The sequence below is a fragment of the Pseudomonas sp. P106(2024) genome (genome assembly GCF_057480815.1).
The window spans coordinates 184,871-211,252 of record NZ_JBLIYU010000001.1 but is presented as its reverse complement, the minus strand read 5'-3'; the positions used below and the strand labels follow the sequence as shown (position 1 = coordinate 211,252).

At 65.0% G+C, this 26,382-nt stretch carries 13 protein-coding genes; 4 read left to right on the top strand and 9 right to left on the bottom strand.

The window, feature by feature from the left end:
* The first annotated feature begins 23 nt into the window (after positions 1 to 23).
* On the top strand, positions 24 to 797 hold the full coding sequence (locus AC25M7_RS00870) for a ParA family protein (protein ID WP_028688427.1): 774 nt from the start codon (positions 24 to 26) through the stop codon (positions 795 to 797).
* Here the strand turns inward: AC25M7_RS00870 and trxC are convergent.
* From trxC to betI, 7 genes are all read right to left on the bottom strand, one after another.
* The gene (gene trxC / locus AC25M7_RS00865) at positions 794 to 1,228 is read right to left on the bottom strand and encodes a thioredoxin TrxC (protein ID WP_486970629.1); all 435 of its coding nucleotides are present in this window, start codon (positions 1,226 to 1,228) and stop codon (positions 794 to 796) included. The genes AC25M7_RS00870 and trxC overlap by 4 nt on opposite strands.
* A 44-nt stretch (positions 1,229 to 1,272) precedes the next feature.
* Entirely contained in the window at positions 1,273 to 2,733 is a 1,461-nt protein-coding gene (gene selO / locus AC25M7_RS00860; RefSeq protein ID WP_486970628.1) for a protein adenylyltransferase SelO, read from the bottom strand.
* A gap of 79 nt (positions 2,734 to 2,812) precedes the next feature.
* Positions 2,813 to 6,118, bottom strand: coding sequence for a mechanosensitive channel MscK (gene mscK, locus AC25M7_RS00855; protein ID WP_084941999.1), 3,306 nt, complete (start codon positions 6,116 to 6,118; stop codon positions 2,813 to 2,815).
* 35 nt (positions 6,119 to 6,153) lie between these two features.
* Complete coding sequence (locus AC25M7_RS00850) at positions 6,154 to 7,896, bottom strand: potassium/proton antiporter (RefSeq protein ID WP_028688423.1); 1,743 nt, start codon at positions 7,894 to 7,896, stop codon at positions 6,154 to 6,156.
* A 164-nt stretch (positions 7,897 to 8,060) separates the two neighbouring features.
* On the bottom strand, positions 8,061 to 9,758 hold the full coding sequence (betA, locus tag AC25M7_RS00845) for a choline dehydrogenase (protein ID WP_028688422.1): 1,698 nt from the start codon (positions 9,756 to 9,758) through the stop codon (positions 8,061 to 8,063).
* 76 nt (positions 9,759 to 9,834) lie between these two features.
* Positions 9,835 to 11,307 carry a betaine-aldehyde dehydrogenase gene (gene betB / locus AC25M7_RS00840; RefSeq protein WP_062362587.1) on the bottom strand — a complete coding sequence of 491 codons (1,473 nt, stop codon included), beginning with the start codon at positions 11,305 to 11,307 and terminating at the stop codon, positions 9,835 to 9,837.
* Positions 11,308 to 11,345: 38 nt separating this feature from the next.
* The gene (betI, locus tag AC25M7_RS00835; protein WP_028688420.1) at positions 11,346 to 12,002 is read right to left on the bottom strand and encodes a transcriptional regulator BetI; all 657 of its coding nucleotides are present in this window, start codon (positions 12,000 to 12,002) and stop codon (positions 11,346 to 11,348) included.
* A 479-nt stretch (positions 12,003 to 12,481) separates the two neighbouring features.
* Between betI and AC25M7_RS00830 the strand changes: the two genes are divergently transcribed.
* Together AC25M7_RS00830 and AC25M7_RS00825 are read left to right on the top strand one after the other, a co-directional pair.
* Positions 12,482 to 14,485 (top strand): BCCT family transporter, encoded by a 2,004-nt coding sequence (locus AC25M7_RS00830; RefSeq protein WP_028688419.1) that lies wholly within the window; start codon positions 12,482 to 12,484, stop codon positions 14,483 to 14,485.
* A 135-nt stretch (positions 14,486 to 14,620) separates the two neighbouring features.
* Positions 14,621 to 19,303, top strand: a complete 4,683-nt coding sequence (locus AC25M7_RS00825) for a dermonecrotic toxin domain-containing protein (RefSeq protein WP_486970627.1) — start codon at positions 14,621 to 14,623, stop codon at positions 19,301 to 19,303.
* Positions 19,304 to 19,348: 45 nt separating this feature from the next.
* On the opposite strand, the gene AC25M7_RS00820 is transcribed toward AC25M7_RS00825, so the two are convergent.
* Positions 19,349 to 20,776: a trypsin-like serine peptidase gene (locus AC25M7_RS00820; protein WP_486970626.1), complete on the bottom strand. Its 1,428-nt coding sequence runs from the start codon at positions 20,774 to 20,776 to the stop codon at positions 19,349 to 19,351.
* A gap of 161 nt (positions 20,777 to 20,937) precedes the next feature.
* Here AC25M7_RS00820 and AC25M7_RS00815 point away from each other — a divergent pair, with 161 nt between their 5' ends.
* On the top strand, positions 20,938 to 25,608 hold the full coding sequence (locus tag AC25M7_RS00815) for a dermonecrotic toxin domain-containing protein (RefSeq protein WP_486970625.1): 4,671 nt from the start codon (positions 20,938 to 20,940) through the stop codon (positions 25,606 to 25,608).
* 5 nt (positions 25,609 to 25,613) lie between these two features.
* On the opposite strand, the gene AC25M7_RS00810 is transcribed toward AC25M7_RS00815, so the two are convergent.
* Entirely contained in the window at positions 25,614 to 26,378 is a 765-nt protein-coding gene (locus AC25M7_RS00810) for a divergent polysaccharide deacetylase family protein (RefSeq protein WP_028688415.1), read from the bottom strand.
* Between the last annotated feature and the right edge of the window lie 4 nt (positions 26,379 to 26,382).

Sequence of the window (26,382 nt, the reverse complement as noted above, 5' to 3'; positions counted from 1 at the left end):
TCGTTGATACACGGAGGTCTGACATGCGGCGCGTGGTGTTCAATCAGAAAGGTGGCGTGGGCAAGTCGAGCATTGCCTGTAATCTCGCGGCGGTCAGTGCCAGTGAAGGCTATCGGACCCTGCTGATCGACCTGGATGCCCAGGCCAACTCGACCCAGTACCTGACCGGCCTGACCGGCGACGACATCCCCATGGGCATCGCCGACTTCTTCAAGCAGTCGCTGTCCAGCGGGCCGTTCGCCAAGAAGAACAAGGTCGATATCTACGAAACCCCCTTCGACAACCTCCACGTGGTGACCGCCACCCCGGAGCTGGCCGACCTGCAGCCCAAGCTCGAGGCCAAGCACAAGATCAACAAGCTGCGCAAACTGCTCGACGAGCTGGACGAAGACTACGAGCGGATCTACATCGATACGCCGCCGGCGTTGAACTTCTACGCGGTTTCCGCACTGATCGCCGCCGATCGCGTGCTGATTCCCTTCGACTGTGACAGCTTCTCGCGCCAGGCGCTGTACGGCCTGCTGGCCGAGATCGACGAACTCAAGGAAGACCACAACGACGAGCTGGTGGTCGAGGGTATCGTGGTCAACCAGTTCCAGTCACGGGCCAGCCTGCCCCAGCAGATGCTCGACGAGCTGCTGGCCGAGGGCCTGCCGGTACTGCCGGTGTACCTGGGCAGTTCGGTGAAGATGCGCGAATCCCACCATGCCAGCCTGCCGTTGATCCACCTGGAGCCACGGCACAAGCTTACCCAGCAGTTCGTCGAGTTGCATGATCTGCTGGAGCGCAGCGCCTAGACACCCTGGCTGCGCAGCCACTCCAGCAACGACTGCAGTGGGAACGCGCCGGCCTGGCGAGCCACTTCGCGGCCGTTCCTGAACAGGATCAGGCTGGGGATCGAGCGGATGCCGAACTGGCCGGCCAGGTTGCGGTTGGCCTCGCTGTCGAGCTTGGCCAGGCGGCAGCGGCCGGCGAGGTGACGGGCGGCCTGTTCGAACACCGGGGCGAAACTCTTGCAGGGGCCGCACCAGTCGGCCCAGACATCCAGCAGCAACGGCAGGTCGCCTTTGATCTGGGCGGCGTAGGTGCCCTCGTTCAGTTCGAAGGGCTGAGCGAGCAGCACGTCCTGCTTGCAGCGGCCGCATTTGGGGCTGTCGCCCAGGCGCTCGGCGGGCAGGCGGTTGAGGCCGTTGCAGTGAGGGCAGGGGATTACCAGGGGGGCGGACATTTTATCTCCTTGATGTGGCTGGGGCCGCGTAGCGGCCCCGGGGTTCATGACGAACAGCTGATTTCCAGGTGCTTGCCCCACTCAGGTGGCCGTTCGGCATAGGCCTGCATCCCGGGCTGTTCCTCGAACGGCTTGCCCAGCACCTGATGCAGCCGCCGCACTTCACTGTAGTCGCCCGCCTCGGCGGCTTCGATGGCCTTCTGCGCCAGGTAGTTGCGCAGCACATACAGGGGATTGATCGCATGCATGCGCTCGCGGCGCCCTTCTGCATTGCCCGCTTCGCGCGCGCAGCGCGCCTGGTAGTCGGTGCTCCAGGCGTCGAAGCCGGCCAGGTCGATGAAATCTTCCCGCACCACCTGCAGGGCCTGGGCCACGGGCTGCTCGCCCAGGCGGCGGAAGAACAGGGTGTAGTCCACGCCCCCCCGCTGCATGCACTGCAGCAGGCGCTCGACCAGCGCCATGTCGTCGTCCTCGGCCGTGGTCAGCCCCAGGCGGCGGCGCATCAGGTCAAGGTAGTGCGCCTGGTACAGCGGCAGGAACAGCCCCAGCGCCTCCTTCAGCGGCTCGACTTCGATCACTGTGGTCAGGGCCTGGGCCAGGGCGCTGAGGTTCCAGTGGGCGATTGGCACCTGGTTGGCGTAGCTGTAGCGGCCCCGGTCATCGGAATGGTTGCAGATGAAGTTGGCGTCGAAGTCGTCGAGGAAGGCGTAGGGGCCGAAGTCGAAGGTGATGCCCAGGATCGACATGTTGTCGGTGTTCATCACTCCGTGGCAGAAGCCATAGGCCTGCCAGCGGGCGATCAGCTCGGCGTTGCGCTCGACGAGGGTGCGGAACATGGCCAGGTAGGGCTGCTCGGCGTCGCGGCACTCGGGGTAGTGCTGTTCCAGCACATGGTCTATCAGCACCCGCTGCTGTTCCGGTTGCTTGGTGTAGTAGAAGTATTCGAAGTGGCCGAAGCGCACGTGGCTTTGGGCCAGGCGCAGGAGCATGGCAGCGCTCTCGCGGGCTTCGCGCCATACCGGGGTGCTCGAGCCGATCACGCACAGCGCGCGGCTGCTGGGAATGCCCAGGGCGTGCAGGGCCTCGGAGGCGAGGAATTCGCGGATCGACGAGCGCAGCACGGCGCGGCCGTCGCCCATGCGCGAGTAGGGCGTCTGGCCGGCGCCCTTGAGGTGCAGGTCCCAGTGCTCGCCGGCATCGTTGAGAACCTCGCCCAGCAGCAGGCCACGACCATCACCCAGGCGCGGGTTGTACGAGCCGAACTGGTGACCGGAATACACCATCGCCCGTGGGTCGGCCTCTTCCCAAAGCTTGTGGCCGCTGAACAGCTCGGCGAACACCGGCAGCTCGGCCTGTGCCGGGTCGAGATCGAGCAGGGCCATGGCCGATTCACTGGCGACGACCAGGCGTGGATCGGCGATCGGGTCGGGCAGGACCTGGGTGGAGAAGGCATCGCCGAGTTGGGCGAAGCGGTTGTCGAAGGTGAGTTGGTCGAGGGACTTCACGGGGCCTGCTCCTGGATTCGGTGCCATCGAGGGCAAAGCCCTCGCCTGCATTCTGGAGGGCATGCCTGTCGTAGTCCACTCAGCTCGGCGGCGTGCTGTCCGGTTTGCCGTCCATCGGGATCAATTGCTGCTTGCCGTTCTTCGGGTCCATGAGGAACACCTCCACTTGGCGCACCGAGATCTTGATGTTGTGCGCCTTGAACTCGCGGTTGATATAGCGGTTCAGCTCGTCCAGCGTCGGGTTGCGGTCGCCCAGGTCGCGCACATGCATGCGCAGCTCGTGGTCCAGCGAGCTTTCGCCGAAGTTGAGGAAGTACACCAGCGGTTCCGGATCCTTGAGCACCCGTGGGTTCTCGTGGGCGCCCTTGAGCAGCAGGTCGCGCACTAGGTCAAGGTCCGAGCCGTAGTCGATGCCCAGCTTCAGCGTCACCCGGGTGACTGTGTCGGTCAGCGACCAGTTGATCAGCTGGCCGGTGATGAAGGTCTTGTTGGGGACGATGATGTCCTTGCGGTCGAAGTCGGTGATGGTGGTGGCGCGGATGCGGATCCTGCTCACCGTGCCGGACAGGTTGCCGATGGTGATGGTATCGCCGATGCGCACCGGGCGCTCGAACAGGATCATGATGCCGGAGATGAAGTTGGCGAAGATCTCCTGCATGCCGAAGCCCAGGCCCAGCGACAGGGCCGCCACCAGCCATTGCAGCTTGTCCCAGCTGACCCCGAGGGTGGCCAGGGTGCTGACGATGCCGACGCCGGCGATCACATAGGACAGCAGCGTGGTGATGGCGTAGGCGCTGCCCTGGGCAAGGTTCAGGCGCGACAGCACCAGCACCTCGAGCAGGCCCGGCAGGTTGCTGGCCAGGGCCACGGCGATGCCGGCGATGACCATGGCGCCGAGCAGGTCGCCGAGGCTGATCGGTACCATGCTCGCCGCCGCGCCGGTGCCGCTGCTGTATTCGTAGAGGGTTATGTTGTTGAGGTAGGCGAATACCGTGATCAGGTCTGCCCAGACCCAGTACAGCCCGCCGATGAAGCCGCCGAGCAGGGCCAGGCGGATCAGACGCAGGGACTGCTGGTTGACTTGCTCGATGTCCAGGGTCGGCTCCTCGACCACCACTTCGCCGTCGAGCCCCTCCTTGGCCGCCTGGCGTTTGCTCAGGGCGCGCTGGTAGGCCAGGCGCCGCGCCGCCACCGACAGGCCGCGCACGAATGCGGCCTCGATCACCAGCCAGAACAGCAGCAGGTAGAGGGTGTAGATCAGCCGGTCGGTGAGCTTGAGGGCGGTGTAGTAGTAGCCGAAGCACACCGCCACGAACAGGGCGATGGGCAGGGCGGTGAAGGCCACCCCGACGGCCTTGCGGAACAGCGAGGTGTTGCGGTGCGCCGGGCTGCTCAGCAGCAGGCGGCTGAGCAGCCAGGCCATCAGCGCGTAGCAGGTCAGTACCACGCCGATGCCCAGCACGTCCTCGGCCAGGGCCGATGGCTGGTGTTCGGCCACCGCCACCACGCCGACCAGGGCCAGCACCACGGTGCCGAGCCGGCGCACCCAGCCGCGCAGGAACTCGACCTGCGGCTTGTGCCAGCGGAAGTGGATCTCGGCCACGCCGCCCGGGGCGAGGATACGGTAGGCGGTGTAGAACACCAGCCAGGCCTGGGCGATCTGCCACAGGGCGGCGCCGAGGTTGGCGTTCTGCCCGCGGGCATCGAGCTGCAGGGCGTAGCTGCCCAGGGTCAGGGCCAGGGCCACCGGCAGGGCCAGGAGGATGTTGATCAGGATCGCCTGGGGCGTGTGCCACTGGCTGTCGCGCTTGAAGTGGCCGATGTCCTGGTGGACCTTGCCCAGCCGTCGGTACAGCGCCTTGCGCCGCCACAGCAGGGCGCCGATCACCAGGATCAGCGGCAGGAACAGCAGCGGCTGTTGCACCAGGCCGTCCGCCAGCTCCTTGATGCCCGCGCCCCAGGGCAGGCTGGCCACCTGTGTGGTCAGGCGCTCGGGTACCTCGCGCAGCCATTGCCAGTCCAGCGGCTTGTTGCTGGGGATCCAGAACATCTGTTCTTCCAGCGTGGTGCGCAGGTTCTGGGCGGTGCTCAGCAGTTGTTTCTGGTTCAACTGCAGGGTGATGCATTCGTTGAGCAGCGCCGACAGCTCGCGGTTCAACCGCTCGAGCAAGTCGCTGCGGGTGATCGCCACTTCCAGCAGGGCCTTGCGCAGTTGCGGGGTGACATCTTCCTCGGGCTGGCTGGCCAGCAGCTTGTCCACATAGGTGGACGGGCTGCTCATCTGTTCGCGTTCCTGGTTGATCTCGAACTGGTAGAGGCGGATATCGGCGATCTGGTCGGCCAGGTTGCGGTCAAGCTTCAGGTGCGGCAGGGCCTGCTTCTGCTTGTAGAGGATCTTCGACAGCAGCAGGCTGCCCTTGAGCACGTTGATCTGTTCGTCCAGGGCCTGGTCGGCCTGGGTGAGGCTGTCGAGCTGTTGCTTGGTACGCAGGTTCTGCTGGGTCACCTCGTTGAGGCGATCGGTGCTGCGCAGCAGGTAGTCGGACAGTTGCAGGTTGGCGGTGCTCTCGGTGGCCAGCAGGTTGCTGCCGCCGGCCTTCTGCGCCTCGATCGACTGGCGGGTGACGGCCTGTTGCGACTGGGCCAGGCGCTTTTCGTTGATCAGCGTCTGCAGGTCCTGGATTTCCTGCTCCAGGCGGGTGGCGCGCTCGATCAGCAGGTCGTGGCGGGCGTTGCCCAGGTCCTGCAGCACGCTGTTGCCGGCCAGTTCCTGGCGGCGCAGCAGGGTCAGCGCGTTGAGCGAGGCCAGTTCGGCGTTGAGCTGGTTGCGCTGGTCGGCGTTGATCGCCTTGCCGTTGTCCTTGCCGCTCTTGAGGCTGCTGTTGATCTGCTGGGCGCGCATCTGGTTGCCGCTGATCTCGGCCTGGGCGCGTTCAGGACGGGTCTGCGCATTGATGATCAGGCTGTTTGCTTCGGACAGCGCCTTTTGCAAATCGCCCTGCTGGGTGCTGCGTTCGCTGAGCATCTGCTCGAGCTGCGGCACCGTCAGGCTGGCGTAGCGCTGCGCCACCGGCGGGGTGGTGCTGGCCTTGAGCTTGATCAACTCGCGCTGGCTGTCGCGGATCTCCTGGGGTGCGCCGGCCAGCTGCTGCTTGAGGGCTTCGAGCTTCTTTTCGCTGTCGTCGCGGGCGTTGAGCAGCGCCAGGGTCTGCTCCAGCACCTGCTGCACGGCTTTCTGCTCGGTTTCCGGCAGCTTGCGCTCGGCGATCTTGCTCAGGCTGCTCTGGATGCCCGGGGTGGTCGGGACTTCCACCGCGCCGGCGGCGAACGAGAGGGTCAGGCACAGCCCCAGCAGGGCTGCGCGGCAATGGTCACGCAGGGACATAGGCAGAGTTCTTGTGTTACGCGGCAAATCGGAGTTTAGAGGAACAGCCCGGGTCCGGGGCGGGTACCTTCGGGGAATCTGACGCCCACTTTCTGGATCTTGTTCCCGTCCATGACCGCGACGGTCCAGATCGTGCCGTGCCATTCGATCTGGTCGCCTACTACTGGCGCGCCTCCGACCTTCTGTCGGATGAACTGCGCCAGCGGCATGTTCGCGTCCAGGCCATCGAGTTTCAGGCCATACAGCGCGGCCACCGCGCCCAGTTCGGCGTCGCCTTCGAGGACGAAGTCGCCGAAGAAACGCAGGTCCAGGCCACGCTGTGGTGCCTGGCTGAACAGCTTGCCCAGCGCCGGCAGGTTATGTTCGTGGCCGATCACGCAGAGCATGTCGCCGACTTCCAGCACGGTGCTGCCCGATGGGTGCAGCAGTTGCTCGCCGCGAAACAAGGCGGCGATGCGCGTGCCCTCGGGCATCTTCAGCTCGCGCAGGGCGGCGCCGATGCACCATTTCTCGGCGCCCAGGCGGTAGACGAACAGCTCCCACTCGCTGGTGACGTGCACTTCGAGTGCGGAGCGGGAAATCGGCGCCGGGTCCGGCGGTACCGTGACCTTCAGCAGTTTGGCCATCCACGGCAGGCTGGTGCCTTGCACCAGCAGTGACACCAGCACGATGAAGAAGGCCAGGTTGAAGAACAGCTGGGCCTGGGGCAGCCCCGCCATCAGCGGGAACACCGCCAGGATGATCGGTACCGCGCCACGCAGGCCGACCCAGCTGATAAAGCCTTTCTCGCGACCATGAAAGGCCTTGAACGGCAGCAGGGCGGCGACCACCGACAGCGGGCGGGCCACCAGGATCATCCACAGCGCCAGGCCCAGGGCCGGCAGGGCGATGGGCAGCAGGTCGTGGGGCGTGACCAACAGGCCGAGCACCAGGAACATGCCGATCTGCGCCAGCCAGGCCATGCCGTCGAGCATGTGCAGGATGCCGTGGCGGCTGCGGATCGGCCGGTTGCCCAGCACCAGGCCGCACAGGTACACGGCCAGGAAGCCGCTGCCGTGCAGGGCGTTGGTCAGGGAGAACACCGCCAGTCCGCCGGCTACCACCAGGATCGGGTACAGGCCGCTGGCCAGGTTGATGCGATTGACCAGTTGCAGCATCAGCCAGCCGCCGCCCAGGCCCATCAGCCCGCCGATGCCGAACTCGCGCAGCAGGTGGGTGAGCAGGCTCCAGTGCAGGCCGGTCTGGCCGCTGGCGATCATGTCGATCAGGGTGACGGTGAGGAACACCGCCATCGGGTCGTTGCTGCCCGACTCGATCTCCAGGGTGGCGGTGACCCGCTCGTTCAGGCCCTTGCCGCCGAGCAGCGAGAACACCGCCGCGGCATCGGTGGAGCCGACGATGGCGCCGATCAACAGGCCCTGGATCAGGTTCAGGTTGAACAGCCAGGCGGCGACCATGCCGGTCAGGCCGGTGGTGATCAGCACGCCGATCGTGGCCAACGACAGGGCCGGCCACAGCGCCACGCGGAAGCTCGCCACCCGGGTGCGCAGGCCGCCGTCGAGCAGGATCACGGCGAGTGCCAGGTTGCCCACCAGGTAGGCGGTCGGGTAGTTGTTGAAGATGATGCCGCCACCATCGACCCCGGCAATCATGCCGACCGCGAGGATGATGACGAGAATGGGGATGCCCAGGCGCGATGACAGCGAGCTGACCAGGATGCTTGCGCCCACCAGTAAAGCGCCGATCAGGAACAGGCTGTTGATGGTGCTCGCATCCAAAGGTGGTACTCCGGGATATCGCGGGGGAAGGGACCTGGAAGCATGAACTAGCAGGTCGCGTGCCAATCGATTCTAACCTGATGAATTGGCAGGCTGTAAAGCGTTTCTGCAGATGTAGAAAAGGCACCTCGAGAGGTGCCTTTTCTTGTGTTGCCGCAGCAGGCTTACGCTTGCTTCACTTCACGCATCGGCTTGCCCTTTACCGGTGCATCGCCGGCCACGTAGTACTTGGCGGTGCTGCGCGGCAGCGGCTTGCGGCCACGGATCTTGTCCGAGATCTTCTCGGCGATCATGATCGTGGTGGCGTTGAGGTTGCCGGTGATGATCAGCGGCATGATCGAGGCGTCGACCACGCGCAGGCCCTGCATGCCATGCACGCGACCTTCGCCGTCGACCACTGCCATGTCGTCGGTGCCCATCTTGCACGAGCAGGATGGGTGGAAGGCGGTTTCGGCGTGCTCGCGGATGAACTTGTCCAGCTCTTCGTCGGTCTGCACGTGGGCGCCTGGGCTGATCTCGCGACCGCGGTACGGGTCCAGCGCCGGCTGGGCCATGATTTCGCGGGTCAGGCGAATACCGTCGCGGAATTCCTGCCAGTCCTGCTCGGTGGACATGTAGTTGAACAGGATGCTTGGGTGCTGGCGCGGGTCTTTCGATTTGGCCTGGATGCGACCACGGGCTGGCGAGCGCATGGAACCCATGTGCGCCTGGAAGCCGTGTTCTTTCACACCGTTCGAGCCGTTGTAGTTAATCGCTACCGGCAGGAAGTGGTACTGGATGTTCGGCCACTTGAATTCAGGACGGGTGCGGATGAAGCCACCGGCCTCGAACTGGTTGCTGGCGCCGATGCCGGTGCCGTTGAACAGCCACTCGGCACCGATGGCTGGCTGGTTCCACCACAGCAGCGACGGATACAGCGACACCGGCTGGGTGCAGGCGTACTGCAGGTACAGTTCGAGGTGGTCCTGCAGGTTCTCGCCGACGCCTGGCAGGTCGTGGACCACCGGGATGTCGAGGCTTTCCAGCAGTGCGCGCGGGCCGACGCCGGAGCGCTGCAGCAGCTGCGGCGAAGCGATGGCGCCGGAGCTGACGATGACTTCCTTGCGCGCCCGGGCTTCGACACGCTCTTCGCTGTCACCGACCAGGTAGGTCACGCCGACGGCGCGCTTGCCGTCGAACAACACGCGGTCAGTCAGGGCGTGGGTGACGATGGTCAGGTTCGGGCGTTTCTTGGCCTGGTCCAGGTAGCCGCGGGCGGTGCTGGAGCGACGGCCGTTCTTGGTCACCGAACGGTCCATCGGGCCGAAGCCTTCCTGCTGGTAGCCGTTGAGGTCTTCGGTGCGCGGGTAACCGGCCTGCACGCCGGCTTCGACCATGGCGTGGAACAGCGGGTTGTTGCCGGCTTTCGGCGTGGCCACGCTGACCGGGCCGTCGCCACCGTGGTAGTCGTTCGGGCCGATGTCGCGGGTTTCGGCTTTACGGAAGTACGGTAGGCAGTCCAGGTAGGTCCAGTCTTCCAGGCCCGGCAGTTCCGCCCAGCCGTCGAAGTCCATGGCGTTGCCGCGGATGTAGCACATGCCGTTGATCAGCGAGGAGCCACCCAGGCCCTTGCCGCGGCCACACTCCATGCGGCGACCGTCCATGAACGGCTCCGGATCGGTCTCGTAGGCCCAGTTGTAGCGACGGCCCTGCAGCGGGAAGGCCAGGGCGGCCGGCATCTGGGTGCGGAAGTCGAAGCGGTAGTCGGGGCCACCGGCTTCCAGCAGCAGCACGGTGACGCTGGCGTCTTCGGTCAGGCGGGTGGCCAGGGTGTTACCGGCCGAGCCGGCACCGACGATGATGTAATCGAATTCTTGGGACATGAAAAGTACCCTCGTTGGCGGTGGTCAGGGAGCGCAAGCGCCCGTGCGCGAAGGCACGGGCGTGGCTAAACGGGGTTTAGAAAACCGAGTTGTAGCCGCCCAGCTCGACCTGGACCGACTTGATGCGAGTGTATTGAGCCAGCGAGCTGACACCGTTCTCACGGCCGACGCCCGACTGCTTGTAACCGCCAACCGGCATTTCCGCCGGCGACTCGCCCCAGGCGTTGATCCAGCAGATGCCGGCCTCGAGCTTGTGGATGATGCGGTGCGCGCGGCTGATGTCGTTGGTGCAAACGCCGGCGGCCAGGCCGTATTCGGTGTCGTTGGCGCGACGGATGACTTCTTCCTCGGTCTCGTAGCTGAGGATGCTCATCACCGGGCCGAAGATCTCTTCCTTGACGATGGTCATGTCGTCGGTGCAGTCGGTGAACACGGTCGGGGCCACGAACGCGCCCTTGGCGAAGTCGCCGTCCAGCAGACGCTCACCGCCGCACAGTACGCGGGCGCCTTCTTCTTTACCCTTGGCGATGTACGACAGCACGCTTTCCATGTGCTGGAAGCTGACCAGCGGGCCGAAGTTGGTGTTCTCGTCTTCCGGGTTGCCGGCACGGATGCGGGCGACGCGCTCGGCGATCTTGGCTTCGAAGGCGGCTTTCATCGAGGCTGGGATGAACACGCGGGTGCCGTTGGTGCAGACCTGACCGGAGCTGTAGAAGTTGGCCATCATGGCGATGTCGGCGGCCTTGTCCAGGTCGGCGTCGTCGCAGATGATCAGTGGCGACTTGCCGCCCAGTTCCATGGTCACTTCCTTCAGCGACGAGCTGGAGGCGCTGGCCATGACTTTCTTGCCGGTGGTGGTGCCGCCGGTGAAGGAGACTTTCTCGATGCGCGGGTGCTCGGTCAGCCAGGTGCCGACTTCGCGGCCGCTGCCGGTCAGGACGTTGAACACGCCGTTCGGCAGGCCGGCTTCGGTGAAGATCTCGGCCAGTTTCAGGGTGGTCAGCGAGGTGACTTCCGACGGCTTGAAGATCATCGCGTTGCCGGCGGCCAGGGCCGGGGCGGATTTCCACAGGGCGATCTGGATCGGGTAGTTCCAGGCGCCGATACCGACGGTCACGCCCAGCGGCTCGCGGCGGGTGTAGACGAAGGACGACTCGCGCAGCGGGATCTGCTCGCCTTCGATGGCCGGTACCAGGCCTGCGTAGTACTCCAGCACGTCGGCGCCGGTGACGATGTCGACGTAGCGGGTCTCGGAGTACGACTTGCCGGTGTCCAGGGTTTCCAGCATGGCCAGCTCGTCGTTGCGCTCGCGCAGGATGTCGACGGCGCGGCGCAGGATGCGCGAACGCTGCATGGCGGTCATCGCGGCCCAGATTTTCTGGCCGCGCTCGGCGCTTTCGACGGCTTTTTCGACGTCGGCTTGGGTCGCGCGCTGCACATGGGCGAGGACTTCGCCGGTGGCCGGGTTGATGGCTTCGAAGGTGGCGTCGCTGCCAGCGTCGACGTAAGCGCCATCAATGTAGAGTTTTTGCGTTCCGAAACGGGCCATAGTGTCCTCGCAAGTGCAGTGTGTGGTTGGCTGCCGCGTCACGCTCCTGCCGGTTGGCTGGTCGCTGCGCGCGGCTGTTCAGAGGCCTGGTCGGTTGTGCCCAGGGACTGCTGTTTCGCCAGTTGTAGATCCATGTATTCGTAAGCGATGCGTATCGCCTGGTCGGTGTCGAATGCATCACCCGACAGGGCGCCACGCAACCACAGGCCGTCGATCAGGGCCGCCAGCCCGCGGGCAGCCTTGCGCGCATGGTAGAGCGGCAGGACGCGGCGGAACTGGCAGCACAGGTTGGAATACAGACGGTGATCGTTGATCCGCTGCAACCTGTGCAAAGACGGCTGGTGCATGCTGGAGGCCCAGAAGGCCAGCCAGGTTTTCATTGCCGGGCCATTCACCTGGCTCGCATCGAAGTTGCCTTCGATGATCACCTTCAGGTGGGCACGCGGGCTATCGTCCGTGAGTGCCTGACGACGCGCGATCACACCCTCGTTGAGCATGTTCATGATGTGGCGCATCGTCGCTGCGATCAGGCCGTTCTTGTCCTGAAAGTAGTGACTGATGATGCCGTTCGACACGCCGGCCAAACGGGCAATCAGCGCAATGCTGGCATCGCCCAGTCCGACCTGATCGACCGCCTGCAAGGTGGCTTCGATCAACTGCTGGCGGCGGATGGGTTGCATACCGACCTTGGGCATCTTGCTATCTCCTCAGGCCTGCGGGCAGACGACGAGCGGCTGCCTCGGCGAAGGCCAGTCTATTTTGTTTTGATTGAACGTTCAATCAATAAAGAATAAGCTCTGCGACAATTTGTGCCATTGACAGTTTTTCAGGCCGTCAAAGGGACACGAATCGACACCCCAGGAAATCGTGTAACCCCCGGAATACAAGGCGTTGACGGGCATGAGCGATGCAAAGGACAGATTCTGCCGAGCGGTCATGGACTGCGCGGTCGGCCCTTGGAGCGGGCCAGGTGGTCTGTGGCGAATGCGCGCACCTTCTGCTGAGTGCGTGGCAAGGCGACAGACGGCCGGTCTGTATTTTTTGCAGCGTTTCGATTCGGGATCACGGTTTCCAGGTGCCTTTTATAACACCTTGCGTAGTAGGGCTATTGCACCAATTGCGCGGGAAATAACTGTTTAGCCTCCACTGCCGCACTGCCCGGAGCATTCGTGCAATGAGTTCTGCCTCCCTGACAAAGCCTCCCGCCGAGCGGGTACGGGTCAACCGCGTGGTGTTCTACACCTCTGCGCTGATGATCCTCGTTCTGACTGCCCTGCTGATTGCTGTACCCGAAGCCGCCGGCCAGGCGCTGGGCGTTGCCCAGAAATGGCTGACCCGTACCTTCGGCTGGTACTACATGCTGGTGATCTGCGGTTACCTGCTGTTCGTCGTCTACCTGGCCTTCTCCGATTTCGGCAAGCTCAAGCTTGGCGGCAAGGACGACACCCCCGATTTCAGCTACGGCGCCTGGGCCGGCATGCTGTTCTCCTCGGGCATCGGTATCTCGCTGCTGTACTTCGGCGCCTCCGAGCCGCTGGACCACTACTTCAACCCACCCGAGGGCACCCCGGCCAGCCTCGAGGCCGCGCGCCAGGGCCTGCAGCTGACTTTCCTGCACTGGGGCCTGCACGGCTGGGCAATCTACGCCCTGGTGGGGCTTGCCGTGGGTTACTTCGCCTACCGTCACAACCAGCCGCTGGCACTGCGCTCGGCGCTTTATCCGCTGGTCGGTGAGCGTTGGGTCAAGGGTGGCGCCGGTCATGCCGTGGACATCTTCGGCATGTTCGTCACCCTGCTGGGCCTGGTGACCAACCTCGGTATCGGTTCGATGCAGGTGGCTTCGGGCCTGGAGTACCTGTTCGGCATGGACCACAGCAAGACCAACCTGCTGGTGGTGATCCTGGTCATGGCGGGCGTTGCCACCGTGGCCGCGGTGTCGGGCGTGGAGAACGGTATCCGTCGCCTGTCCAACCTGAATATCCTGCTGTTTAGCGGCCTGCTGATCTTCGTGCTGCTGGCCGGCAATACCCTGCACCTGCTCAACGGCTTCGTGCAGAACATCGGCGACTATCTCAACGGTGTCGTGCTGAAGACCTTCGACCTGTACGTCTATGAAGGCGACAACGACAAGTCCGAGCGCTGGCTGGGCCTGTGGACCGTGTTCTACTGGGCCTGGTGGATCTCCTGGGGCCCGTTCGTCGGCATGTTCATTGCCCGTATCTCCAAGGGCCGTACCGTGCGCCAGCTGGTCAGCGGCGTGCTGCTGATCCCCCTGGGCTTCACCCTGGCCTGGCTGTCGATCTTCGGTAACACCGCATTGGACCTGGTGATCAACCAGGGTGCGGTGGAGCTGGGCAAGACGGCGCTCGAACAGCCGTCGATGTCGATCTACCAGCTGCTGGAGTTCTTCCCGGCCGCCAAGATTGTCATCGGTGTAGCCGTGTTCGTCGGCTTCGTGCTGTTCCTGACTCCCGCCGACTCCGGCGCAGTGATGATGGCCAACCTGTCGTGCAAAGGCGGCAAGGTCGACGAGGACGCCCCGCACTGGATGGTGGTGTTCTGGTCGGTGGTCATCACCCTGGTCACCATCGGCTTGCTGTTCGCCGGTAACTTCGAGGCCATGCAGACCATGGTGGTACTGGCCGGCCTGCCGTTCTCGGTGGTCCTGGTGCTGTTCATGTTCGGCCTGATGAAGGCCATGAAGCAGGACGTCGCGGTCGAGAGCGAGCGCGCCGAGCTGGCCGCCCGTGGCCGTCGCGGCTTCAGCGAGCGCCTGAGCCAGTTGGACCTGCAACCGACCCAGGCCGTGGTCCAGCGTTTCATGGACAAGCAGGTCAGCCCGGCGCTGAAAGAGGCCGCCGAGCAGCTTCGCACCCTGGGCTTCGAGGTCGAGACCCGTGTTGGCCAGTCACGCAACATGATGGGCCTGCGGGTGATGATGGAAGAGGGTAACCCCTTCGTCTACGAAGCCAGCCTGGACGGTTACATGGCCGCGCCGAGCGAGGCGCCGGTCGAGGGCGAGCCGGAAGTGCGTCAGCGCTTCTACCGTGCCGAGGTGTACCTGCACGATGGCAGCCAGGAGTACGACCTGATGGGCTTCACCCGCGAGCAGATCGTGCGTGACGTGCTGGATCAGTTCGAGAGCCACCGTCAGCTGCTGGGGCGTGTTTACAGCTGATCGTGAGCGGTAACAGGCAGGGGCCTGGCGTGAAAGCGCCGGGCCCTTGTCGTTTCTGGGGCGCGCAATATGTACAGCCTCGCAGGCTGGTGGGTGACGGCATGGTGGCAGTCCACTCACCAGGAGGCGTTCACCATGACGACACCTTCGACACCCCTGTTCGATTTCAAGGGCGCTGCCGCCCGGCAGTTCGCCAACCGTCCGACCCTGCGCCAGGTGGCCAGCACGCAGGTGCTGAGCCTGCTGCTCGAACACTTGCCATGGCTGGCGTCGGTCACCCCGGCGCTGACCGACGCCGACCCGCTGATGCTCGACAGCCCTGTGCCCGGCACCAACTACTACACCACCGACAGCTTGGTCGACCTGGTGTTGCAGGCCATGGTCGCGGAGCAGCCCATGAACCTGGAAGCGCTCGAAGGGCGCCACCACAACCTCGGGCTGGTGGCGACCCACCGCTTCGCCGGCTCGCACAGCGAGTTCGATACCCGCCGCCTGAGCGGGGTGACGGACGCCTTCAACGGGTTGCTGGCGCGCTTGCCCGAGCTCTTCTGTCAAGCGCAGCTGGACTATTGGCAGGGCCGGGGCAGCGCCGGCAAGAGCCGCGACCGGTGGCTGCAGTTGCTGTTGAAGATGGCGCTGCTGAGCAACCTGCCTGCGCAGGGGCTCGATGCCAAGGCGCAGGCGTGCGTGCGTGGCCTGATCGAGGGCGGTGCCGAGCAGCCGGCGACGTTCGTCGTGCAGGCCAGGCTGGGCTGGGATGACCAGGTGTTCACGGTCGTGCAACCCGGCCTGTTGGTGGTGGGCGAATGGGACGAAGCGCAGGTGGTGCTGTGGTGCAGGCCGTCGACCCAGGTCACGGCCTTCGCGTCGCTTGAGGCGTTTGGCCTGGCCCTGCGCGATGCGTTGGCGCTCGCGCACAGCTTCGACACGCTGAACTGGGAGCGCCATGCGCTCGAGGGCAACGTGTTCGCGCAGCAGAGTGCGCTGCTGCTGGCGAGGATGTGCGAGCACATCGCTCAGTTGCGTCTGCGTGGCCTCTCGGTGGCACGGATGGAGGCCCTGTTCGCGCAGTTGAGCGACCCCGCGCAGTGGCTACTTGGCGGCTACTTCCACGACGATGGCGTTCAGGCCAAACTCCCGCCAGGCCTGTCCAGCGCCTCGGCCAGCGACAGCTTCGCAGCCCAGGAAGCCCTGTTGAGTATGGCCTTGGCGCAAGCGCAGGCCGAAGGGGGCTCGGCGCTCGATGGCGTCCAGGACCTGCAGACCTACGCGCGCGAACGCTTGCGCGAACAGTTGCTGGCGGACTATCCGGTAGAAGCGAACTATTTTCCTGACGACCTGTTGCTGTCGCTCGCCACCGCCGAGGGCATTCCGGGTGGCGCGGGAAGCGGCGCAGGCGGGGGGGAGCCGTTGGCCGACAGGGGCGAGGTAAGCCTGACCGCCTTCGCCATCGGCAACCTCAGTTCACTGGGCGCGGCGGTCATCAAGGGCATACGGCACCGCACTGGACAATTGATCATGCCGTGGCTGACGGTCGACTACCTCAAGGGCGTGGTCCAGCGCGTCGACATCGGAGGCAAATACCCTCGCTACGTGGCGACCACCCTGGGTGACCCTTCAAGCCGGGCGCAGCGTACCCGGCACTTCGCCCGGGAGTGGCGCCAGGGGCTGTTATTCAGTGCCCTGCTGGCCAAGCTCGATGGCAAGGTTTCCGATGCCGGGCTGCAACACGTCGTCGATTTCTGCCAAGGCCACCTGGATCCTGAGTCACCCAGTAGCGTGCTGGCGCCCCTGGCCTTCAAGCGCCGTCCCGACGCCACGCATTCCGACCTGGTCCAGGCCATGTACGTATTGTTCTGTGCGCAGCCCTCGCGGGTGTTGCTGTACCGTCCGCTCTACGCCAAGGATACGCTGCTGGAGTACGCCAGCCTGGAGGCGATGATGGCGGCGATTCGCGCCTCCACCGAGCTGCAGCAGAGCCTGGTGGCGTGGATGAACCCAACGGCACGCTCCATCTATGACCACGGCGGGTTCAAGGAGCCGCACATCGGCAGCATCGGCATCGACCCTTATAACCTGCCGGAAAAGCCGGCCCCCGCCGAACTCGCCAGTTGCCACTGGGCCACGGGTGTGGATGAAAAGCTCTATGCCGCCAACCAGGCGTTGCGGGTGGCGCTGGCCGACGCGCAAAGCACCTCCACGGCAGAAAGCCGTTGGGCGCTGCTCGGCCAGGGCGCCTGGCTGCTGTTCGACGTGGCCAGCCTGGCGTTGCGTGGCCCGGTGGCATCGGCGGCATGGCTGGTGCAAACCCTCAGCGCCCTGGACAGCGATCTCGAGGCGGTGGCCTACAGTGACTATTTCAACCGGGACGCGGCCACGGTCGACCTGATCATCAACACCGGCATGACCTTGCTGCACGCGCACCTGCCCAAGGCTCCCCCCGCCGATGCGCAGCCTTTACCCGGTGCGGCGGCGTTCACGCAAGCACCGGCCCAGGATGGCCGTTACCAGGCGCTCAAGGTCGTGCCGAGCCAAGGCCGGGTCACGTCACCTGGGCCCTTGGCATGGCCAGAGCCAGTGGTGGGCGACGCAGCCGTTGTGGACTTCAGTTGGCGTGGCAACCAGGGCTTCAACGACTTGCCGCCCTCGCGGCGCAAGGCGTTGATGGCCATGCGCTCGAACGTGGCACTCGCAGGTGAGCAGCCACAGGCATCAGGGGTTTACCGGGTGGCTGGGCAGGACTGCGTGCCGATGCTGGGCGAAGTGTTTGCCGTGAGCGCATCGGACGACGGCATCCGCGTGGTCGACCCGGCGGGTGGGCATGGCCCTTACTTGTCCTACGAGGCGGGCGCCTGGCGTGTCGATACCCGGCTGCGCTTGCGCGGTGGCATGCCCAAGCCTTCCCTGGAAAAGCAGTTCAACAGGATGCTCACGCAGATCGACCGGCTGACCCTGGAATCGAACCAGGCGGCGGGAGTTCTCAAGCCAACCCTTGATGAAGCGCTGGTATTGCAACGCAAGCACGATCAGCTCTGCGTGCTCGAGGCTGCGGAGCGAAAGCGTCGCCTGGACGCCGAGATGACAGGCGACACCTGCTTCGACAAGGTCGGCTCCGACCGCCTGATGACCAGCTACCAGGCACGACTCGCCGAGTTGAACACGGCGTTGAAGGCAAAGCGGCTCGAGGCGCTGTCGGCGCTGGACGCGGTCATGGCGCCCGATCGCAAGCAGATCGCCCAGATCAAGGTGATGCTCGAGCCCAAGTATGGTCGCTACCGGCAGCATGGCGCGGGCGCGCTCCTCGATGGCCAGTTGAACCTGCTCACGCAGTCGACGATTCGTAACGCCGATTTCGCGCTGACCGAACTCTATACGCTGGCCGACTACGCGCACATCAGTGAGATGCGCAAACAGTTCAGGGGAAAGTACCTTTTCGAAGTGGCGGAGCACTATCGGCAATTTCGTAACGAACTCATCGATCTCTGCGAGATCAACGAGCGGGTGCTTGCTTTGCACGGCGAGCTCGACGTGCTGCTGCTCGGCGTGCCGGATACCCTGAATGTCAGCGCCACGACGACGGCCCGCAGCGTGGCGCAGTTGATCATGGGGCGGCGCTTCACCACGATCGATTTGCGTTTCCAACACGTGTTGAACCTCGCGGAGGCCGCGTTGCGGCTGGAGTCCAGGAGCATGCCGCGGCGCTTGTTGAGGTTCCAGCGGGGGCTGGTCAACCCTGCGCTGAATCGCGCCTCCTCGGCGCATGGGGATTCGTTGAAGGCCAACCTGTCGGCGGCCGACCGGATCAGCATCCTGCAAGAGGCCTGGGACGTGTACACCGCCGCGATCGTACACAGCCTGCACATCGAGCCCCAGGCCGGCGAGTTGCTCGACCCCGTGATGCTGCGCCGCTACCGGGCACACATGATCCTGCTCAAGGAGGACGCGGGGCGCCGCTTGGTCGATGCCATCGCCGAGCAGGACGGTGCGCCGACGTCCAGCGGGCGCGTGCCTTACCCCGTCGCCCAGGAGCCCAAGCGGATAATTCGCAATGACGACGGCCAGTTGCTCATCGCCACCGAGGTAGACCACGAAGGACGGGTTGTCCTGGAGGTGCGCCAGTCGATCACCGACAAGGTCTTGCAGGTGTTCGAGCGCCAAGGGGATGCCTGGGTCGAGCGTGTTGAGGACGCGCCCGCGCCCAGCGTGCAGCCAGGCCCATCGATTGACGTCGCTGCGCAGGTCAAGGCGCTGCTCGCGGACCACCAGGACCTGCTCGACGCCGCCCAGGCGTATGTGCAGGACGATGTCAGTGGCGCGCTGCTGGATCGCCTGCTCAGTGAGCAGGTGAAGGTGTTGGAGCAAGCCTTGGCAGGCTTCGCCGAGCAGGGGGCGCAGGCGACGGCTACCGCCCCGCTGAGAAAGGCTTTGGAGGCCTTGAAGACTTACCGGGTCGAACAGTTGACCCTGCTCTACGGCAAGACCCCATACCCCACGGCCAAGGGGTTGCGCTTCCTGCATGAGCAGCAACTGATCAAGGTCGAGTACGTGCGGCGCGAGAGCTCGGTCAACACCAGCCCGTTCGATGAGTTCAAGATCGTGCGTCTGAACGCGCCGGCTGGCAGCAAGGGTCGCCCGCTTTGGGCCGCGCATTTCCACTTGCCGTCGCAAGCGGCAAACCTGGCGGACTTCACCCACGCCCACCTCAAGCTCTGGAGCCAACGCTTGTTGGGCCGGCAGTACGAGGCCGCCAGCGGTCAGCGGGTGCACCGCGGGCGTCTGGAGCAGGCCGATGTGCAGGGCATCATCCCGCTGACCTGACGCCCGCAGGAACAGGCCCGGTCTTCACGACAGGGCCTTCGATCATCAACTTTCCGGGCTCAGCAACTCGCTGCGGGTGGCCGAGACCTGCCCGTCGAGATCGATCGCCCGGCTGCAGAGGGTGACCGGAAGCTGCGCCGCCGTGATGACCTGAGACGACATCAATGCGCGTCGGTAACCAAAGGGATTGGTGCAGTCGACTGCGTCCGGCTTACCCAGCTTGAGCACGTAACGCCGCAAGTAGGGCTGGTCAGTCTGCCAGTTGATCCGTACATGGCCTGCTTGGTGACGATCGATGCTGTAGCGCACCTGCGGCGAGCCCTCGGCGAGCAGTTCCAGCGGCACGCTCAAGGCATTGGCCATTAACGCTGGCGAAGGCAGTTGGTCGGCCGACTGCACGCCGATCAGGCACAGGTGATACCTGCCGGGTTGGCTGCCGATCGGGTCGTCGATGTGGTTTTCACTGGACGCTAGGGTTGCGCTGTAGCCGACAGGATCCTCGCAGGCCAGCGCATCGCGCACGGTTTTGTAGCGGTAGTAAGGGGTATCGAGGCTGAAGCTCATGTTCCATGTCGCGGGGAGGGGCTGGCCCTGCGCGTCGCTGGCTACCCGCTTCAGCAGACGGATGGGCGGCTTCTGGACGAGTTGGAAGCCGGGCAGCAGGTCGCAGCCCTCTACGCTGAGGTCTACGTGTGCGTTGCGAAAGCATCCCATCACCCGTTGCACCGGAATCGCGAAGTTGTTCATGGGCGTACAGGCGCCACCGGGGGCGCAGGCCTGGCCGACCGCCGCACTGTTGAGCACGCTGACCACGCGGCCGTTGGCGCGTTCGATCACCGGGCTGCCTGAGGCGCCTTCGCTACGGGTGGGGCAGTCGTTGGTCTTGAGCTTGCGCCAGACCCAGGGGAAGTCGGTCACGCTGTCCACGTCAGTCTCTTTGCAATACGCCGCGCGCAAGCCGCTGTCTGGTCGGCTGGGCTCACCCACCATCACCACTTCGCTGCCCGCTGGGGCGCGTTTGCCGAGCGTCAACGGCTCGACCCCGGCGGCCATGACATCGGCCAGGCTGGCTTGCAGTTCCACCAGGGCCAGGTCACTGCCTTGCACGCTGCTCCACACTGTGCGCTTGAGGGGGAAGGCGGCGCGTGTATCGGGGGTGTCGATGAAGTAGTTGAATGTGATCGTACCTTGCGCCGGTGCGTCATGGACGATCTGGCCGTTACGGGTGCTCAGGCAGTGGCCGCTGGTCAGCACGTAGGCGGGGCCGTTGGTGGCAGATGTCTGCTCACGGCTGTCGATCAGGGTGGCGATGCATTGGGTGTAGGGCGGCACGCTCAGGCGACCGATGCCGGTCCAGTGGGCGTTTTCGCCGTTGGCATTGGTCAGCGGCGTGGGCACCGCCTGGGCGGCGATGGCGTTAAGGGTGGTCAGGGCCAGTACGCTGGCCAGGGCGTTGCTGGGGAGCATGGGCATGGGGCGGTTCTCTTCGTGGGGGGCGCCGTCACGCTGCCGTAACCGGACCCTGCGTTGTGGTGCTTATTGATGACGTCACCGCGCTGAGCAATATGTAGGCCTGCCCCGCGTTCTTGGCTGTATACGCTCCTTGGCCACCCTCAGCCTGGAGCCGCCCGCCCATGACCCCTTTGACCGATGACAAGCACGCCGTGGCGATTCAGTTCGCCAGCCGCCCGACCCTGCGCCAGGTCGCGGGGCGGCAGTTGATGCAGGTGCTGATTGAGCATCACCCGACGATTGCCGAGTACCGCCCGGAGCTGACATCTGCAGAGGTGCTGTACCTGATGATCCCCCAAGCGGATACCACCTGGCGCAACCAGCCGTTCGTCGACTACATCCTGCAAGCGCTGCTGGATCGACGCGTCCTCGATTTTTCCCGGGTGGCTGGTCTGGACTACCGCCTAAGCCTTGAGGTCCCGCGCCGGTTCTACGCCAACCCGGCCCCCTTCGAAGGTTCCGATGCCGACGTGGTCAGGCTCGAAGCGCTGACCGACGCGCTCAATGACCTGCTGGTACTGCTGCCCGAGCACTTCTGCCAGGCGCAGGTCGAGTACTGGCAAGGCACGGGCAGTGCCGGGGTCAGCCGCGACCGCTGGCTGCAACAGGCGATGAAGTCGGCCTGGTTGGCCAACCTGCCCCTGCAAGGCTTGGATGCCGAGCAACAGGGCTACGTCCATGGCCTGCTTCAAGGCGGCAACCAATCGCCTAGCGTGAGTGTGCTCCAGGTGCAATTGAGCCAAGGCGCCGAGCGTTACCACACGCTGCTGCCGAACCTGCTGCTCATGGGCGAGAGCGATGCGCGCAAGGTGTTCCTCTGGTGCATGCCTTCCAGTGCCATCCGCGCGTTCGACTCGCTCGAAACCCTGGTCCTGTTCCTGCGCGATGCATTCGCTCAGGAGCAGGCGTTCGAGACGTTCGTGTGGAACCGCTACGAACTGGAGGGCGATGCGTTCGCCCAGCTGAGCACGTTGATGCTCGAGGCGTCGCTCGAGCGCGTGCGCCGTGTCCGCTACTCGCAACTGGCCGATGTCGACGCCCTGGAGCGCTGCTTCGCCGCGCTGTGCGACCCGTCGCGCCCCTTCATCGAGGGCTACCGCGTGAACGACCCGCAAGCCCGCGCGCTATTGCCGCCGCAGTTTCTGCACGCGGTGCCGGCCGACAGCTTCGCTTGCCAGTGCGCGCTGTTCGACCTGGCCCTGGCGCAGGCGCTGTCCGATGGTGTCGGCGCCCTGGATGGCGTGCTCGACCTACAGGCCTACGCGCGCCAGCAGTTGCGTACGCAGTTGCTGGCCGACCATCCCGACGACGCCAACTACTTCCCGGACGACCTGGAGTTGACCCTGACCATCGCCCGAGGCACACCCGGCGGTGCGGGCGCAGGCGTGGGTGGCGGCAGCGTGGCGCACCGGCGCATGAGCCTGACCGAATTCGCCATCGGCAACCTGAGTTCGCTGCAAGGCGCGCTGCTGAGCGCCGTCGAACACCGCAAGGGCCAGTTGATCATGGACTGGATGAACCCGGGCTACGTGCAGTCACTGGTCCAGCGGGTCGATATCGGCGGGCACTATCCGAACTACGTGGCGCAGTGCCTGTACGACCCTGCCCAGCGCGCGCAGCGGGTCGTGCGGTTCGGGCGCGAGTGGCGCTGCTCGCTGTTGTTCAGCGCCCTTTCGGCACGCCTGGCCAAGACCCTCAGCGAAGCGGCCCTGGGCTGCGTGGTCGACTACTGCCGCGGTGTCGTCGATCCGCAGTCGCCTGCGCAGATGCTGATGCCCTTGGCGTTCAAGCGCGAGCCCGACGCGACCTCCAGCGACAAGGCGGCGGGCATGTACGTGCTATTTTCCACCCAACCTGAATGTGTGCTGCTGTACCGGCCGCTGTACGGTAATGCCGCGCTCATCGAGTACGCCAGCCTTAGGGCGATGATGGCGGCGATCAGCCAGTCCGGTGCGCTGCAGGACAGCGTCCTCGACTGGCTCACCCCCGAGGCGCGTCTTGTCTATGGCCACGGCGGTTTCCTCGAGCCGCACCTGCTGCGGCCGATCGTCGACACCTCGGTGCTGCCTTCGCGGGTCAAGCCTGCGACCTTCGAGGCGCAGTTCTGGCAGCGCGACGTCGACGCCAAGCTGTACCAGGCCAACCGCGATCTGCTGGTGGAACTGGCCGACCGGCAATCGGTTTCCAATCGGGAAAGCCGCTGGGCGATCCTCACCCAGGGCGCCTGGTTGCTGTTCGATGTGGTCAGCCTGTTGCTGCGCGGGCCTGTGGCCACTGTTGCCTGGCTGGCGCAGGGCATCACAGGGATGCAGAACGACCTGGCGGCGCTGCGTGGCGACAACGCGTTCGAGCGCTCCGCGGCCGTGGTGGACCTGCTGCTCAACGCGTCAATGGCGTTGATGCACCTGCGCCTGCCAGGGGCGTCGGCCGTCACGCAATCGATCGTGCCTGCCTCGGCCATCGAGCGCCTGCCGTTGCTGCAGCCAGCTCGCCGCGCACAGGCACTCAAGCCTTCGCAGGGCAAGGTCGGGTTAGCGGGGGCCCTGGGTGACGCGGCCACACGGCTGGACTTCTCGTGGCGCGGCGCCCAAGGGCTCAACGTGCTCACGGCCGAGCGGCGCAAGGCGCTGCAAGCCCTGCGTGTCGGGCAATCGCTTGACGGTCTGGAGGCGATTGGAAGCGGTGACCATCAAGGGCTGTATGCGCTCGAGGGACATCACTATTTGCCCTTGGGTGGCGATGTGTACCGCGCTCGTGTCTCTGGCGAGGGGGTGCGCATCGTCGACCTTGCCGGGCAAGCGGGGCCTTGGGCGGTGTTCGTCGACGGCCAGTGGCGGATCGACCCGGCGCTGCGCCTGCGCGGCGGCATGCCGCGCAGTCGTCTGAAGGCGATGAAGGAGGAAAACCAGAGGTTGTTCGACAGTCTGCGTCATAGCGAGACGGTATTCGCGCAAACCAACAACCGACTGGGCAAGCTACTGGAGGACCACCGCGACCTACTGAACCAGAAGGACCGTCAGATTGCCGCATTGGAAGCCTTGCCCGCACTGGACGAGCTGAACCAGAACGTCCTCGACCTGACTCGGCGCTTGCGCAAGAAGATCAACGAGAAAGTCATCTACGAACTCAAGGCGGTGGTGGAGAACGGTATCGAGCATGACCGGCTCCTTGCTCGCCTGCACGACATGCGGATCGACGACACGGCGCTGCAAGCTTCGCTCGCGGAGCAGCGCAGTGGCGTGCGCCAGGCCCTCGTCGAGAATCTTTCGGTGTACTACAACGAGATGGCCTCGATGATCAACGAAGAGGGGCTGGATGATATCTCCAAGGATGTCGCCGTGCGCCCCGAGGGAGCGCTGGAGATACAGCACTACAAGACGTTCCTGGCCTCGCTGGAGAATGTCATCAAATGGGAGACCGATCTGGTCGACATCTCCCGAGTGCTGGACAAGGTGCTCGTGGATACCCTGAACGACACCTCGATCGTGTTCAAGAATGACAAGAACGAGGCGAGGATCAACAAGGACACCGAGCTCAAGCAGACTATCGAGCGCCGACGCCTGTCGGCCATCGACCTGGATTTCCGCCTGTTGCTCGACCTGGCCGAGGTCAGCCTCGACCGCTTGGTGGATGTCGAGGAGCGTACCTTGGAGCAGTACCTCGACTACCTGGCCAGCGAAGCCCTGAAGAGTGCGGGCAATGCCCATGGTGACCTGGCCGGGAGCGAGCTTTCGGTCAATGAGCGGATCGACGTTCTGACGGGCATCCTGGAGGCCTACGAAGAGGCCAGGGGGATGGCGGACTACCTGAGTAGCCTCGGTGGCCAGGCGATCCGGCAGGATCGTTTACAGCAGTACAAGCAGACCCTCGAAGGCCTCAAGAACTTGGCGGAAAAAGACCTGGCCGAGGCCGTCCGGGAAAAGGAACTCGAGCTGCCGCCGGTGAGACAGGCTTCCACCTACGCGCCACGCGGCGGCAGGCGCAAAGTAGTCAGGACCAGCCGCGGGCGCAGCGTCCTGGGTGAAGAGGTGGAGATCGACGGTATCGCGGTGATCCAGCAGCGGGACTTCCGCACCCAAAGCGTGATCAAGACTTTCCACAACCAGGGTGGGGAATGGGTCGAGCAAGCCTCGGGGAGCGGGGCTGACGACCTTCCGCCCGTTTCGCCCAAGGACCCGCGCATCGCGCGTCAGCGTGCCCATGCCTTGGTCGGCCAGGTGGACTCGGTAATCAACCTTGCCCGGCTGTACGTCAAGTCCGATGAAGCGCTCGGGCTTTCCGCGGTGATGGAGGGGCATATCGGCAAACTCAAGGAGGTGCAGGCCAAGTTGCCTAGGCTGACCCCTGAAGACGAGCTGTTCGACAACCTGAGCCAGGCGGTGACGCGTCTGCAGGCGACCCAGCGTGACCTGCTGACGGGCATGTACCTGGTCACCTCCCACCCCACGGCGAAGAGTTTGCGCTTTCTGTTCGAGCACAACGAAGTGACGGTTCACCGGGCCGGCCCACGGCGAATGCTGTCGGCCAAGGACTACCTGGACGTTTATGAGATTCGCCGCCGTCAGCGGGCGGGTGAGCAACAGGGCGAGGGCCTGTGGGAGGCGCATTTCCACTACCCTGCAACGACCACCGGCACACGGCAATTCAGCAAGGGCCATCTCAAGCTGTGGTCGCAGCGCAAGCTGGGGCGCAAGGCGCAACTGCATGCGGCGGCCAGCGGCAAGGACCTGCTGGCGATCTACCGGGGGGAAGTGCGACTGGGTGAGGTGGAGGGCGTTATTCCCTTCGACTGAGGCGCTCAGCGGTTCAGGTAGCGGCCTTGCTTGCCGTGCGCGGGCGTGGCCTGGTTGCCCCGTTCGGCGATCATCTGGTGCAGGCTGATCAGCTCGATGCCTTGGCTTTTCAGCCGGGGCAGTTGCTCCTCCAGGACCGCCAGGGTTTGTGGGTAGGGGTGGCCGATCAGCACCGCCGAGCCTTGCTTGCGCGCCTGGGCAATGCCCAACTGCAACTGTCCGCTGATCGCCTCTGTGGTGCGCACGTCATCGAGGAACACATCCCTCGAAACATGAGCCAGGCCGACGGTCTGCGCTTCGGCGGCTGCCACGGTGGCAGCGCTGGTGCGGCTGTCGACGAAGAACAGGTGGCGGCGCTGTAGTTCTTCCATAAGCCAGTGCATCGGCTTGCGCTGGGCAGTCATGCGGCTGCCCATGTGGTTGTTGATACCCGCGGCGAAGGGCACCTTTGCCAAGGCGGCGTTCAGGCGCCGGGCCAGCTCCTCGATCGGCGTGCCAGGGTGCCAGGCGTAGGGGCCGGTGGCCGGGTCCATGGGCATGTGCAGGATCACCGTGCGTCCGGCCTTGTGGGCCTGGCGGGCGAAGTCGGTGGCGTGCGGGGTGTCGGGCATTATCGCCATGGTCACCGGCCCAGGCAGGGCGAGGGTGCGGCTGTCACGCTCGCTGTTCTGGCCCAGGTCGTCGATGATGATGCTCAGGTAGGCCTTGCCCGGCGCCGCCTGGGCGGTACCGAGCATCAGGCAGATAAGCGTGAACAGCAGGTAACGCATTGGC

Bases quoted from the DNA above. Each gene is read 5' to 3' on its own strand.
- AC25M7_RS00870 (WP_028688427.1), top strand. From the start codon at position 24: ATGCGGCGCGTGGTGTTCAATCAGAAAGGTGGCGTGGGCAAGTCGAGC.
- trxC (WP_486970629.1), bottom strand. From the start codon at position 1,228: ATGTCCGCCCCCCTGGTAATCCCCTGCCCTCACTGCAACGGCCTCAAC.
- mscK (WP_084941999.1), bottom strand. From the start codon at position 6,118: ATGTCCCTGCGTGACCATTGCCGCGCAGCCCTGCTGGGGCTGTGCCTG.
- betA (WP_028688422.1), bottom strand. From the start codon at position 9,758: ATGTCCCAAGAATTCGATTACATCATCGTCGGTGCCGGCTCGGCCGGT.
- betB (WP_062362587.1), bottom strand. From the start codon at position 11,307: ATGGCCCGTTTCGGAACGCAAAAACTCTACATTGATGGCGCTTACGTC.
- betI (WP_028688420.1), bottom strand. From the start codon at position 12,002: ATGCCCAAGGTCGGTATGCAACCCATCCGCCGCCAGCAGTTGATCGAA.
- AC25M7_RS00830 (WP_028688419.1), top strand. From the start codon at position 12,482: ATGAGTTCTGCCTCCCTGACAAAGCCTCCCGCCGAGCGGGTACGGGTC.
- AC25M7_RS00825 (WP_486970627.1), top strand. From the start codon at position 14,621: ATGACGACACCTTCGACACCCCTGTTCGATTTCAAGGGCGCTGCCGCC.
- AC25M7_RS00820 (WP_486970626.1), bottom strand. From the start codon at position 20,776: ATGCCCATGCTCCCCAGCAACGCCCTGGCCAGCGTACTGGCCCTGACC.
- AC25M7_RS00815 (WP_486970625.1), top strand. From the start codon at position 20,938: ATGACCCCTTTGACCGATGACAAGCACGCCGTGGCGATTCAGTTCGCC.
- AC25M7_RS00810 (WP_028688415.1), bottom strand. From the start codon at position 26,378: ATGCGTTACCTGCTGTTCACGCTTATCTGCCTGATGCTCGGTACCGCC.